The sequence below is a fragment of the Amycolatopsis thermophila genome (genome assembly GCF_030814215.1).
Lineage (GTDB): Bacteria > Actinomycetota > Actinomycetes > Mycobacteriales > Pseudonocardiaceae > Amycolatopsis_E > Amycolatopsis_E thermophila.
On sequence record NZ_JAUSUT010000001.1, the window covers coordinates 6469493 to 6482912 of the forward strand.

General features: G+C 72.3%; 13 protein-coding genes. 4 read left to right on the plus strand and 9 right to left on the minus strand.

The genetic code is table 11. The features are described 5' to 3' along the window. Positions 1-9: 9 nt before the first annotated feature. Both FB470_RS31700 and FB470_RS31705 read right to left on the minus strand, forming a co-directional pair. A complete protein-coding gene (locus FB470_RS31700; RefSeq protein ID WP_306997494.1) occupies positions 10-1356 on the minus strand; it encodes an LLM class flavin-dependent oxidoreductase in 1347 nt (448 codons plus the stop codon). After that, positions 1353-2651, minus strand: coding sequence for an MFS transporter (locus FB470_RS31705; RefSeq protein WP_306997496.1), 1299 nt, complete (start codon positions 2649-2651; stop codon positions 1353-1355). Before FB470_RS31705 ends, FB470_RS31700 begins: the two co-directional genes overlap by 4 nt. An 86-nt stretch (positions 2652-2737) precedes the next feature. On the opposite strand from FB470_RS31705, the gene wrbA reads away from it, so the two are divergent. Both wrbA and FB470_RS31715 read left to right on the plus strand, forming a co-directional pair. Continuing rightward, entirely contained in the window at positions 2738-3349 is a 612-nt protein-coding gene (gene wrbA, locus FB470_RS31710) for an NAD(P)H:quinone oxidoreductase (RefSeq protein ID WP_306997497.1), read from the plus strand. Between the two features lie 123 nt (positions 3350-3472). Continuing rightward, positions 3473-4432, plus strand: a complete 960-nt coding sequence (locus FB470_RS31715; protein WP_306997498.1) for an EamA family transporter — start codon at positions 3473-3475, stop codon at positions 4430-4432. Here the strand turns inward: FB470_RS31715 and FB470_RS31720 are convergent. Beyond that, positions 4429-5379, minus strand: a complete 951-nt coding sequence (locus FB470_RS31720) for a zinc-binding dehydrogenase (protein ID WP_306997500.1) — start codon at positions 5377-5379, stop codon at positions 4429-4431. The two genes, FB470_RS31715 and FB470_RS31720, sit on opposite strands and share 4 nt — an antisense overlap. Positions 5380-5429: 50 nt before the next feature. Here FB470_RS31720 and FB470_RS31725 point away from each other — a divergent pair, with 50 nt between their 5' ends. Further along, on the plus strand, positions 5430-6008 hold the full coding sequence (locus FB470_RS31725) for a TetR/AcrR family transcriptional regulator (protein WP_306997502.1): 579 nt from the start codon (positions 5430-5432) through the stop codon (positions 6006-6008). A gap of 12 nt (positions 6009-6020) precedes the next feature. Here the strand turns inward: FB470_RS31725 and FB470_RS31730 are convergent, their stop codons facing one another. From FB470_RS31730 to FB470_RS31755, 6 genes are read right to left on the minus strand one after another with little or no spacing between them, the layout of a single operon-like run. Continuing rightward, the gene (locus FB470_RS31730) at positions 6021-7172 is read right to left on the minus strand and encodes an acyl-CoA dehydrogenase family protein (protein WP_306997503.1); all 1152 of its coding nucleotides are present in this window, start codon (positions 7170-7172) and stop codon (positions 6021-6023) included. A 1-nt stretch (position 7173) separates the two neighbouring features. Further along, positions 7174-7935 (minus strand): enoyl-CoA hydratase/isomerase family protein, encoded by a 762-nt coding sequence (locus FB470_RS31735; RefSeq protein ID WP_306997505.1) that lies wholly within the window; start codon positions 7933-7935, stop codon positions 7174-7176. Next, entirely contained in the window at positions 7932-9545 is a 1614-nt protein-coding gene (locus tag FB470_RS31740) for an AMP-binding protein (protein ID WP_306997507.1), read from the minus strand. The genes FB470_RS31735 and FB470_RS31740 overlap by 4 nt, the downstream gene beginning before the upstream one ends. A gap of 13 nt (positions 9546-9558) precedes the next feature. Next, a complete protein-coding gene (locus tag FB470_RS31745) occupies positions 9559-10305 on the minus strand; it encodes an SDR family NAD(P)-dependent oxidoreductase (RefSeq protein ID WP_306997509.1) in 747 nt (248 codons plus the stop codon). A gap of 11 nt (positions 10306-10316) precedes the next feature. Further along, positions 10317-11462: an acyl-CoA dehydrogenase family protein gene (locus FB470_RS31750; protein ID WP_306997511.1), complete on the minus strand. Its 1146-nt coding sequence runs from the start codon at positions 11460-11462 to the stop codon at positions 10317-10319. A 2-nt stretch (positions 11463-11464) separates the two neighbouring features. Then, the gene (locus FB470_RS31755; protein ID WP_306997514.1) at positions 11465-12262 is read right to left on the minus strand and encodes an enoyl-CoA hydratase-related protein; all 798 of its coding nucleotides are present in this window, start codon (positions 12260-12262) and stop codon (positions 11465-11467) included. A gap of 116 nt (positions 12263-12378) precedes the next feature. On the opposite strand from FB470_RS31755, the gene FB470_RS31760 reads away from it, so the two are divergent. Then, the gene (locus tag FB470_RS31760) at positions 12379-13017 is read left to right on the plus strand and encodes a TetR/AcrR family transcriptional regulator (RefSeq protein WP_306997516.1); all 639 of its coding nucleotides are present in this window, start codon (positions 12379-12381) and stop codon (positions 13015-13017) included. Positions 13018-13420: the final 403 nt, after the last annotated feature.

Sequence of the window (13420 nt, forward strand, 5' to 3'; positions counted from 1 at the left end):
GTGCCGGCGTCAGCGACGGTAGGCCGCCCCCGGGTGGTCTGCCGCCAGGCGGGGGCCCGCGCCCCCGAGGCGTTCGCGGAGCGTGCCGGCCCCGGGGTGTTCCGGGACGCGCCCGCGGCGGCGCAGCTCCGGCACCACCCAGCGCGCGAAGTCGGCGAAGGTGCCGGGCGTCGTCGCGTACGCGAGGTTGAAGCCGTCCACACCCGCCTCCTCGACCCACCGCTCCAGCTCGTCCGCCACCTCCGGGCCCGACCCCGCCACCACGGGACCGCGGCCGCCCAGGCCGATGAACCCGGCCAGCTCGCGGGGCGTCCAGGCGCGCCCGCCCGTCGTGAACGACGCCAGCGCCGACCGGTTCGCGTCGCCGTCGGCGTAGGTCAGCGGCTCGTCCACGTCCAGCTCGGCCAGGTCGACTCCCGTCCAGCCGCCGAACAGGGCGAACGCGCCGGGCACCGACACCAGCGACTCGTACGACCGCAGCTTCTCCGCGGCTTCCGCGGACGTCGCGCCCACCACGGGCGTCAGCATCGTGAAGATCTTCACCGCCCGCGGGTCCCGCCCGTGCTCGGCCACGCCCGCGCGGATCGCCTCCACCGAGCGGCGGACCACCTCCGGCGACGGCCCGGACACGAACACCGCCTCGGCGTGCCGGGCCGCGAACCGCACCCCCCGCGGGGAGGCGCCCGCCTGGAACAGCACCGGCGTGCGCTGCGGCGACGGCTCCGACAGGTGCGGCCCGGGCACCGAGAAGTACCGGCCCCGGTGCCCGATGTCGTGCACCTTCGCCGGATCCGCGTACACCCCGCCGGACCGCACGATCGCGTCGTCCTCCCACGAGCCTTCCCACAGCTTGTAGCAGACCTCGAGGTACTCCTCGGCGATGTCGTACCGCTCGTCGTGCCGGACCTGGCTGTCCAGGCCGAGATTGCGGGCCGCGCTGTCCAGATAGGACGTCACGATGTTCCACGCCACCCGTCCGCCGGTCAGGTCGTCCACCGTGGACAGCCGGCGGGCCAGCGAGTACGGCTGCTCGTAGGTCGTGGACACGGTGACACCGAACCCGAGGTGTTCGGTCACCGCCGCCAGCGCCGGCAGCAGCACGGTCGGCTCGTTCACCGGGATCTGTGTGGCGTCGGCGACCGCGGCGTCCTTCGATCCGGCGTACACGTCGTACACCCCGAGCACATCGGCCAGGAAGAGCGCGTCGAACCCGCCCTCCTCGAGGGTGCGCGCCAGGTCCAGCCAGGACGACAGATCGGTGTAGCGGTGTCCCTCGTCGGCGGGGTGCTTCCACAACCCCGCCGACTGGTGGCCGACGCAGTTCATGTGGAACGCGTTCAGGTAGATGCGGCTCATGCCAGCCCCTCCCGGTTGGTCTCGCGCGCGAACCACGCGGAGGCGAACGTCAGCACCGCAAGCCCCGCGAAGTAGGCGACGATCAGCCACGGCTCGCCATCCCCCGCCACCAGCAGCGCGGCCGCGATCAGTGGCGCGAACCCGCCGGAGAGCACGGCCCCGATCTGGTAGCCCAGTGACGCGCCGCTGTAGCGCACGCGGGTGTCGAACAGCTCCCCGAACCACGCGGCCTGCGGGCCGTACATCGCGTCGTGCACCACGTTGACGCCGAACACGATCGCCAGCACCACCGCCACCGCGGACCCGGAACCGGCCGCCCAGAAGAACAGCGCGAGCGCGACGATCCCGGCGAGCGCGCCGAACAGGTACGGCGGGCGGCGCCCGAACCGGTCCGACACGTAGCCCCACAGCGGCGTGCTGACCAAGCCGATCGCCGAGGAGATCATCACCGCGACCAGCCCGACGGCACTGTTCTTGCCGAACGTGGTCTGCAGGTAGGTCAGCGAATACGTGGTCAGCAGCACGAACAACGCGATCTGCGACAGCCGCAGCCCGGTGGTCAGCGCGACGTTGCGCGGCTGGGTGCGCAGCACCTCCACGACCGGCAGGCGCGCGGTCCCGCCGACGGCGCGCAGCTGCGCGAACACCGGCGCGTCGGTCAGCCGCAGCCGGATCACCAGGCCGATCACCACCAGCACGACGCTGAGCAGGAACGGCAGGCGCCACGCCCAGGACAGGAACCCCTCGTCACCGGCCAGGGTGCGCACCAGGTAGAAGACCCCGGTGGCCAGCAGCATCCCGGTCGAGGACCCGACCTGGGTGAAGCTGCCGGACAACCCGCGCCGGCCCGGCCGGGCGTGCTCGACCGACAACAGCGCCGCGCCGCCCCACTCGGCGCCCACGGCCAGGCCCTGCAACAGCCGCGACACCACGAGCAGAGCGGGGGCGGCGATCCCGGCCTGCGCGAACGTGGGCAGCACACCGATCGCGGTCGTGGCGATCCCCATCAGCAGCAGCGCACCGACCAGCACCGCCTTGCGCCCGACGCGGTCCCCGAGGTGACCGGAGATCACCGCGCCCACCGGCCGCGCGCCGAACCCGACCGCGTAGGTGCCGAACGCCGCGAGCGTGCCCGCCGTCGCGGAGACGTTGGGGAAGAAGAGGGGTTTGAACACCAGCGCGGTCGCGGTGGCGTAGAGGTAGAAGTCGTACCACTCGATGGTGGTGCCGATCATGCTGCCGGCCGCGGCACTGCGCGGCGTCGTGCGCGGCGGGGTGGGGACCGTCGTCGTCATGTCCTCGCACGGTAGGGATCCGGGCGTCGCTGTGCGCAAGCTCTCAGATACTGGAACCGGTGTTCCGATCGCCTAGGGTGGTGATCGTGACCACTCGCGTTCTCGTCGTGTACTACAGCGCCACCGGCAACACCGCGAAGCTCGCCGCCGCGCTGGCCGAGGGGGCCACCGGGGCGGGCGCCGAGGTGCGCGTGCGCACGGTCGCCGAAACCGCGCCACCGGAGGCGATCGCCGGCAATCCGCGCTGGCGGGCGTGGGTGGACTCCGGTCCGCACGACGAGCAGGCCACGCTGGCCGACCTGGAGTGGGCCGACGGGCTCGCGATCGGCAGCCCGACCCGGTTCGGTGGTCCGGCGAGCCAGCTGAAGTCCTTTCTGGACACCACGGGCGGGCTGTGGGCCAAGGGAAAGCTGGTCGACAAGGTCGCCACGTCGTTCACCACGGCCTCGACCGCGCACGGCGGCCTGGAGGCGACCGTGCTGGCGATGAACAACATCTTCTACCACTGGGGCGCGATCGTGCTGCCGCTCGGCTACGGGCAGCCGCACCTGCTGGAGTCCGGCAACCCCTACGGGGGTTCGTTCGTGTCGCGCAAGTCGGCCGAGCCGGACAAGGAGTCGCTGGAGGCGCTGCGCATCCAGGGCACCCGGCTCGCGACGATCGCCGGGTACGTCCGGGTGGGGCGCGGCGGCGCCTGACCGGCGCGGTCCGGCCGCATCCCCCGCCGTCCCGCCGTAACCGGCAAGCGAGTTTGATCGGTTAGATGAGGCGTGACGGAATTCCGGTACCGCCGTACCGGAGCGCCGCTTAGGGTGGGCGTCGTGGTCACCGAAGCTCCCGCGCCGGCCCGCGCCTTCGTCCCCCACCGGGGCCGCGGCACGGCGTTGATCCTCGTCTCCTCGGTCTGTTTCGGCAGCTCCGGCACCATCGCGAAGCCCGCGATGCTGGCCGGCCTGTCCGCCGAGCAGGTCGCGGCGGCCCGGATCGGTCTCGCGGCGCTGGTGCTGGCCGCCGGGGTGGCGGTGGTCCGGCCGTCGCTGCTGCGGGTGCGCCGCGCGGAGTGGCCGCTGCTGCTCGGATACGGCCTGCTCGGCGTCGCGGGCGTGCAGCTGTGCTACTTCGTCGCCGCCGGGCGGCTGCCGGTGGGCATCGCGATCCTGCTCGAGTTCACCTCGCCGGTGCTGATCGCGCTGTGGACGCGATTCGTGCGCGGCGTGCGGCTGCCCGGCCGCATGTGGGCGGGCATCGCACTGGCGATGGCCGGGCTCGCGGGGGTCGCGCAGGTGTGGCAGGGCCTCAGCCTGAACGCGGTCGGCCTGCTCGCCGGCCTGGGCGCGGCGCTGTGCTCGGCCGCGTACTTCCTGCTCGGCGAACACGGCGTCAGCACCCGTCACCCGCTCGGCATGGTGACCTGGGGCATGATCGTCGGCGCGGTGGCGGTGTGCGCGGTGGCGCCGCCGTGGCGGCTGCCCGCGGACATCCTCACCGCCCCGGGCGAGTTCGGCCCGTGGCACCCGCCGGTGTGGCTGCTGCTGGTGGCCGTCGCACTGTTCTCGACCGTGCTGGCCTACGGTTTCGGGCTGCCCGCGCTGCGCCACCTCCCCGCCTCCGTCGCGAGCGTGATCGGCCTGCTCGAGCCGGTCGTCGCGACGGCGACCGCGTGGGCGCTGCTGCACGAAACCCTGGCCTGGCCGCAGCTGTCGGGAGCGGTCGTCCTGCTGGCCGGGGCCCTGCTCGTGCAGCTCAACTCGCCGCGCCCGCAGGTGCCGGAAAGTCCCTAACGCGTCAGCACGATCCGCCCGAACACCTCGCCGCTGTCCATCTTCCGGTGCGCCACCCCGGCCCGCTCCAGCGGCAGCAGCTCGTGCACCACCGTCTGCAGCTCACCGCGAGCCGCGGCGGCGAACTGCGCGGTCCGCACCGCACGCAGATCGGCGGCGGGCACGGTGCCGGCGCTGAAGGTGGCGAACGACAGCGACTTGCGGAAATCCGCCAGCATCTTCGCGCCGAAGTCCGCCGGCGGCTGCCCGCCGACCATGCCGACCGCGACGAGGCGGCCGTTGGGGTTGAGCCGGTCGAAGAAGGACGGCAGAGCGGCCCCGCCGACGACGTCGAAGATCACGTCGAAGCCCGCACCGCCCGCGCCCGAGCGGTCCAGCACGTCGGTCGCCCCGAGCTCGCGCAGGCGCGCGCCACGCTCGGCCGACGACGTCGTGACGGCCACCGCACCGGCGCCGCCCCGGGCCGCGAGCTGGACCGCCGTGATCCCGATGCTCCCGGCCGCGCCGCGGACCAGCACCGACTCGCCGGGGCCGAAGCGGGCGTGGGCGAGGCCGAAGTGCGCCACCACACCGGAGCTCCCGAGCGTCACCGCGTCCACACCGGACAGCCCCGCGGGCAGCGGGACGACGTCCTCGGCCAGGGCGAGCGCGTGTTCGACGTAGCCGCCGCCGGTCCCGGTGAACGCCCACACGCGCCGTCCCACCCACGCCGGGTCGACCCCGTCACCGGCCGCGATCACCGTGCCCGCCACCTCGCCGCCGGGGATGTGCCCCTCCGCGAACCCGTAACCGGCCAGGGCACCGCTGCGGATGAGGACGTCGGCGCCACTGACGCCGATCGCCTCGGTGTCGACCAGCACCTGCCCGCGGCCGGGAACCGGGGCCGGCAGGTCGACGACCGCCAAGCCCTCGGGTCCGCCGAACTTTTCGATCACCACTGCTTTCACGTCGTCCGACGCTAGCGGGCGCCCCGGCCGGGCCGGCTAAAGTGAGAGCGGTGGCCGATCATGTGCCTCGGAACCTGCGCTCCGATGCCCTGGACAACCGGGCACGCATCCTCGGCGCAGCCCGCGCGCTGTTCGCCGTCGAAGGCCTGGACGTGCCGATGCGGAAGATCGCCCGGCGGGCCGGTGTCGGGCCCGCCACCCTCTACCGCCGGTTCCCGGCCAAACAGGTGCTGCTGGACGAGGTCTTCGCCGGCGAGGTGCGCGCCTGCCACGCGATCGTCGCGGAGGGACTCGCGGATGCCGATCCCTGGCGGGGCTTTCGCACCCTGATCGAGAAGATCTGTGCGCAGCACGCCCGCAACCGCGGATTCACCGACGCCTTCCTGTCCGCTCAGCCCGGCATGGCCGACGCGGCCGGCCGGGAACACGTCCTGAAGGCGATCGCCGAACTCGCCCGGCGGGCCAAGGCCACCGGGCACCTGCGTGCCGACTTCGTCCTGGACGACCTCGTCCTGGTGCTCACGGCCAACCGGGGCATCAACGCCGCCTCGGCATCCGCCCGGATCGCGGCCTCGCGGCGCTTCGCCGCGCTCGTGATCCGGGCGTTCCAGGCGCCGGCCGCCCCGTGACCACCCGAGCCGTCACAGGAAGGCGCTCACCCCCGTCTCCGCGCGGCCGATCAGCAGCTTCTGGATCTGGCTCGTCCCCTCGTACAGCGTCATGACCCGGGCGTCGCGCAGGTACTTCTGCACCGGGTACTCGTCGATGTAGCCGTAGCCGCCGAAGATCTGGATCGCGCTGTTCGCCGCGCGCACCGCCGCCTCGCTGGCGTAGTACTTGGCCTTCGAGGCCGCCACGCCGAACGGCTCGCCGCGGTCGATCAGCGAAGCGGCCCGCCACACCAGCAGCCGCGCGGCGTCGAGCTCGACGGAGATGTCCGCGATCATGTCCTGGATCAGCTGGAACGACGCCAGCGGCCGCCCGAACTGCTGCCGCTCGCCGGCGTAGGCGACCACGGACTCCAGGCAGCCCAGGATGATCCCGGCGCACCCCGCGCCGACCGACACCCGGCCCTTGTCCAGCGAGTGCATGGCGATCGTGAAACCCTGGCCCTCCTCGCCGAGGCGGGCGTCGGCCGGCACGCGCACGTCGGTCAGCGAGATCTCGCCGGTCGCCTGGCCGCGCAGCCCGAGCTTGCCCTTGATCTCGCGCACCGCGAACCCGGGCGTGTCCGTGGGCACCAGGAACGCCGACACGCCCTTCGGGCCCGGGCCGCCGGTGCGCGCGAACACCAGGCACACATCGGCCCAGGTGGCGTTGGTGATGAACATCTTCTGCCCGGTCAGGACGTAGTCGTCGCCGTGGCGGACCGCGCGGGTGCGCAGGTTCCCGGCGTCGGACCCGGTGTCGGGCTCGGTGAGGCCGAAGCAGGCGAGCACCTCGCCGGTGGCGATCCCCGGCAGCCACCGCCGCTTCTGCTCCTCAGTGCCGTGGGACAGGATCACCTTGCCCACCAGGCCCATCGACACCGACACGATGCCGCGCACAGCCGAGTCGGCGCGGCCGAGCTCTTCCATCCCGAGGCAGTAGGTGACGTAATCGCCGCCGAGCCCGCCGTAGGACTCCGGAATGGTCAGCCCGAAGAAGCCCATCTCGCCGAGCTTCGGCACGATCGCCGGGTCGACCGCCTCGGCGCGGTCCCACTCGGCGCGGTGGGCGACGACCTCGTTGTCCAGGAAGTCCCGCGCGTACTCGCGGAACTTGCGCTGGTCGTCGGTCAGGGTCAGGTCCATCTCAGCTCCCGGTGAAGTCGGCGGGCCGCTTGGCGAGGAACGCCTCGGCCCCTTCGCGTTTGTCGTCGCTGGTGTAGAGCAGTGCCTGGGCGAGGCGCTCGACGACCAGGCCGGTGTGCCGTCCGGCGTCCATGCCGGTGCGGACCACCAGCTTCGCCAGCCGAACGGCCAGCGGACCGCGGGCCAGGATGGTGCGGGCGAGGTCGCGGGCGGCGGCGACCGGGTGCTCGGCGATCCCGGAGACCAGGCCGATCCGCTCCGCCTCGGCGGCGCCGGCCGTCCGCCCGGTGAGGATCAGCTCGATGGCCCGGCTGACGCCGACCAGCCGCGCCAGCCGCTGGGTGCCGCCCGCGCCGGGCAGCACCGACAACGCCGTTTCGGGCAGCCCGAACTTCGCCGACGGCGCCGCGATGCGGATGTCGCACGCCATCGCGAGCTCGCACCCGCCGCCCAGGGCGTAGCCGTTGACCGCGGCGATCGTGGGTTTCTCGAACGCCTCGATCTCGTCGTAGAGCCGCTGCATCCGGGCGTCCAGACCGGTGTGCAGGGTGTAGTCGCGCAGCCCGGCGATGTCGGCGCCGGCGGCGAAAGCCCGCTCGCCGGCGCCGGTGAAGACGACCGCGCCGGCCTTGTCGTCGTCCCGGATCTCGCCGAGGGCCGCCCGCAGATCGTCCAGGACCTGGTCGTTGATCGCGTTGCGGACATCGGGCCGGTTGAGGGTGACCACGGCGACGCCGTCGGCCACGCTGGTGAGCACCGTCATCGTCGTCCTCCCACCCGCGCCCGCAGCTGGAACTTCTGGATCTTGCCGCTCGCGGTGCGCGGCAGCTGGTCGAGCACCTCGACCCGTTCCGGCCAGTACTGCTTCGCCACGCCCTTCTCCGCCAGGAACGCGCGCAGCTTCTCCAGATCGAGGCCGGGCGCGCCGGGTTTGAGGACCAGGCAGGCGCAGGCGCGTTCCTGCAACCGCGGGTCGGGCACCGCGACGACCGCGACCTCGTCGACGTCGGGGTGCTCGTAGAGCACGTTCTCCACGTAGGCCACCGGGATGTTCTCGCCACCGCGGATGATCACGTCCTTGGTGCGGCCGGCGATGCGCAGGTAGCCGTCGGCGTCGATGGTGGCCAGGTCGCCGGTGTCGAACCACTCGCCGTCGAAGCTCGCGCGGGTCATCTCCAGCCGTTCGGCGTAGCCGACGAACAGGAACGGCCCGGTGACCTGCAGCCGCCCCTCGGTGTCCGGCGGGAGCTCGGTCCCGTCCGCGTCGACCACGCGGATGCGCATGCCCGGCCACGGGTAGCCGTCGGTGTCGATGACCTTCTCGTCCGGATCCCCCGGGATGCCGAGCGTGACCAGCGCGTCCTCCGTCTGCCCCCACCCGCCGAGCACCACCATGCCGGGCAGCTTCCGCCGGGCCTCCCGCACCAGGGCGCGCGGGATCGGCGCGCCCATGCAGCAGAACCGCCGCAGCGAGGACAGGTCGTGCCCGGCCAGGTTCGGCGCGGACAGCAGGTCGTGCAGGAACGGGGTGGCCGCCGAGGTGTAGGTGATGCCGTGCTCGGCGACCAGTTCGACGAACCGCCGCGCGTCCCAGGTGTCCTGCAGCACGCAGGTGGCGCCGTTCTGCACCGGAAGCCGTGCGCCGTAGAGGAAACCGGTCAGGTGGGCCAGAGTCGAGGCCATGTGGAACACGCTGTCGGCGGTGATGCCCAGGCGCTCCGGCAGCGGGTTGTTGGCGGCGATGGCCGTGTTGTGGGTGTGCATCACGCCCTTCGGCTCGCCCGTGGTGCCCGAGGTGAAGATCAGCAGCGTCACGTCGTTCGGGTCCGGTCGCAGTGCCGCCAGCTCCGCCGGGTCGCGACGCTCCTCCCACGGCGTGGCGGCGAACGAGTCCCACGTCGACCCGACCACCAGCACGTGGTCCAGATCCGGCCACTGTGGGCGGAGCCGCTCGGCCATCGCGGCGTGGCCGAACCCGCGGAAGGACTCCGGCACCACGATGACCTTCGACCTCGCCAGCCCGACCATGAACCCGACCTCGCGTTCGCGGTAGATCGGGATGAGCGGGTTGGAGATCGCCCCGATGCGGCTGGCCGCGTAGTGGACCACGATCCACTCGATCCAGTTGGGCAGCTGGAACGACACCACGTCCCCGGGACGCACCCCGAGTTCGAGCAGCCCCAGCGCACAGCGGTCGACCTCGTGCTTCAACTGCGCGTAGGTGACGCTGCGCCGCGAATCGACGAACGCGGTCTTGTCCGGCGTCGCGGCGGCCACCTCGTCGAGGTGGTCGGTGATGGTGCGGTCGACCCAGAACCCGGCGCGGGTGTGGGCTTCGATCAGCTCGTCGTCGAGGATCGTCGCGAAGGGCATGACAGGCTCCGGGTCAGCTCATGGTGAGGCCGCCGCTGACGCTGACGGTCTGGCCGGTGACGTAGTCGGCCTCGTCGGAGGCCAGGAAGGCGACGACGTTCGCGAGGTCGCTGGGCTGGGCGAGGCGGCGGAACGGGATGGCCTTGGTCAGGGCCTCCCGCAGCTTCGGGTTGTCCCCGCCGATGGAGGCGAACAGCGCGGTGTCGGCCGGACCCGGGCACACCGCGTTGGCGTTGACCTGGCTGCGCGCCATCTCGCGGGCGATGGACTTGGTGAACGCGATGACCCCGCCCTTGGCCGCGGAATACACGGCCTCACCCGAGGAACCCACGCGGCCGGCGTCGGAGGCGATGTTGACCACCGAGCCGGAACCCTGCTCCGCCATGATCGGCAGCACGGCCCGGCACGTGTTCAGCACGCCGTAGAGGTTGATCCGCACGACCCGGTCCCAGTCGTCCGGATCGGACTCGACGAACGGGCCGGCCTTGTCCCAGCCGGCGTTGTTGACGAGCACGTCGATCCGGCCGAACTGGCGGTGCACCTGCCCGACCATCGCGGCGACCGACTCGCGGGAGGTGACGTCGGTGCGCACCCCGATCGCGCCGCCCCCGATGCGGTCCGCGGTCTCCTTGGCGGTGGTTTCGTTGATGTCGGTGACCACCACGGTCGCGCCCTCGGCGGCCAGTTTCTCCGCGATGCCGCGGCCGATCCCCTGGCCCGCGCCGGTGACGACGGTGATCTTGCCGGTGAGCTTTCCCATGTCTGGTCCTTTCAGGGTGCGTAGGCGCGGCCGAGGAGGTTGCGGGCGATGACGAGCTTGGAGACCTGCGCGGTGCCGTCGCCGATCTCCAGTCCGATCACGTCCCGCAGCCGCTGACCGACGGGGCTTTCACTGGAGTAGCCGAGGTGGCCGAACGTGAGCAGGCACTGGTGGATCGTCTCGGCGGCGAGCTTGGGCGCCCAGAACTTCGCCATCGCGGCCTCGGTGCTGTGCTCCAGGCCGTTGTCCTTGCGCCACAACGCCTCGTAGCAGACGTGACGAGCGCCCCGCAGGTACGTGGCGTGCTCGGCGAGCGGGAACGCCACACCCTGGAACCGGCCGATGGGGGCCCCGAACGCCTCGCGGTCGCGGGACCACTGCAGCGCCTCGTCGAGCGAGACCTGGGCGGCGCCGAGACACGCCAGCCCGATGATGGCGCGGGAGTAGTCGAAGCCCTGCATGACCGAGACGAACCCCTGCCCCTCGCCGCCGACCAGCGCCTCGCGCGGCACGGGCAGACCGTCGAAGTGCAGCGAGGCCCGGCCGATGGCCCGGCTGCCCAGGTCGTCGAACGGCGCGCGTGAGGTGTACCGGTCGTCCAGGTCCACCCAGAAGGCGCTCACCCCACGGGCGCCGGGCCCGCCGGTGCGGGCGAGCACCAGCGCGACGTCCGCGGAGGCGCCGAGGGTGATCGAGGTCTTCTCGCCGGTCAGGCGCCAGCCGTCGCCGTCGGGCTCTGCCTTCATCTCCAGCTTCGCGGCGTCGGTGCCGTGCCCCGGTTCGGTGATGCAGAAGGCGGGCACGACCTCCCCCGAGGCGATCGGCGGCAGCCACGCGGCCTGCTGCTCCTCGGTCGCATTGCGGGTGAGGATGTCGCTGACCAGCGCGCTGACGATGATCAGGTAGCTCGCGTTGAAGTCGCCGCGCGCGACCTCCTCGGCGGCCATCCCGGCGATCACCGCACTGGCCTCCTGGCCGCCGTGGCGTTCCGGGATGCGCAGACCGGTCAGGCCCATCGCGGCCAGGTCCGCGACCAGTTCGGGCCGCAGCTTCGCCGCCTTGTCGTCGGACTGGTAGTGCGGGGCGAGGACCTTCGTGGCGAACCGCCGCAGCTCCTGGCGGTAGGCCTCCTCGTCCGCGGAAAACGTGAAGTCCATGCTCAGTGCCAGTTCACGTGGGAGTTGAAGTCCGGCTTGCGCTTCTCGGCGAAGGCCTGCGCACCCTCCAGCCCCTCGGGCGAGGCGGTGAACAGGTCCAGGGCGGACATGGCCAGATTGGACAGTCCGGCCTGGTGATCGGTGTCGGCGTTGAACGACTGCTTGCAGAACCGGATCGCCGTCGGGCTCTTCTCCGCGACCTCCTCGGCCCACGCCTTCGCCGTCTTGAGCAGCTCACCCGGCGGGACGACCACGTTGACCAGCCCCATGCGCTCGGCCTCGGCGGCGTCGTACTGGCGGCACCAGAACCAGATCTCGCGCGCCTTCTTCTCCCCCACGACCCTGGCCAGGTAGGCGGTGCCGAACCCGGCGTCGAACGAGCCGACCTTCGGGCCGGCCTGGCCGAAGCGGGCCGTCTCGCTGGCGATCGTGACGTCGCAGAGCACGTGCAGGACGTGCCCGCCGCCCACGGCGATCCCGTTGACCGCGGCGATCACCGGTTTGGGGATGTCGCGGATCAGCTTGTGCAGGTACCCGATCTCGAACATGCCGCTCTCGGTCGGGCCGTAGTCGCCGGTCTCGGCGCGCTGCTTGACGTCACCGCCGGTGCAGAACGCCTTGTCGCCGGCGCCGGTGAGGATCACGGCCTGCACCTGACGGTCGGCCCAGGCGGCGCGGAAGGCCTTGATCAGCTCCTCGACGGTCCGGCCGCGGAACGCGTTGTAGCGGTGCGGCCGGTTGATGGTGATGACGGCGGCCGGGCCGTCGACCTCGTAGCGGATGTCCTCGTAGTCCTGCATCGCTCGCCTCCTTCGTTGGGTGCTGACCAGCGTGACGAATTTTGACCGCTGAGTCAATAGTTGGTTTTGGAGTCAAACCTGTATCGTGCGGTCGGGAGTTCGAGGAAAGGACCGGCATGGGCGCCCAGCAGGCGGCGGAGGAGACACGGCCGGCGTCGGCGCGCGTGCAGCGCAAGCGGGGCCGGCGCATCCAGACGATCGTCACCACGGCCGCGGAGCTGTTCGGCGAACGCGGCTACGACGCGGTGAACCTGGAGGACGTGGCCGAGCGGCTGGACGTGACCAAGGGCTCGCTGTACTACTACTTCTCCAGCAAGGACGAGCTGGCCACGGCCGCGATCGAGACGCTCGGCCGCGAATGGACGGCGCGTCTGGAGGCGCTGCTGGCGGGCATGAGCGGCACACCGGCGGAACGGCTGCGCGCCCTGATCCACGAGCACGTCACGATCGCCGTCCGGGACCACCCCGCCGCGCTGCGGGTGTTCCTGGTGCCGCGCGAGTGGCCGGACGCCCAGCACGAGCGCATCAAGACGCTGCGGCAGGAGCACAACCGCCTGTTCCGCACGCTGATCGAAGAGGGCGTGGCCGCCGGCGAGTTCACCGTGACCAGCGTGGGGACCGTGCTGCAGTGCATGCACGCGGCGATGAGCCAGGCGCCGCTGTGGTGCTCGGACCTCCCGGAGCCGGCCCGCAGCCGCGCGATCGACGAGGTGACCGGGACGCTGATGATGCTGGTCGGCATCGCCCCCGCCTGAGCCGGCCCGCCGCACTCCACTGATCCCCAGCCACCGGCGAGCAGCGGCGCGCCGCTCAGTCGCCGCGCACGGCTCGCCATCCCCGCGCCCCGGGTGGGGCACCAGGGCAGCCGCGACCCAGAAGGGGCAGCGCGCCTGCCGCACGCCACTGATCCCCAGCAGCAGCGGCGCCACCGGCGAGCACCGGCGTCACCCAGAGAGGCGGACCGCTCGCCCTACCCGGCGCCCCGGGCGGGGCACCCGCCGCAGCCGCCACCCAGAGGAGGCGGTGCTGACGCAGCGGCACCCCGGGCAGGCCTCGACGCCGCTCAGAGGGGCAGAGAGCTCGCCCTACCGCGGCGCCCCGGGCGCAACACCCACGGCAGCCGCCGCCCAGACGGGCTCACCGCACCCGGGCCGATGC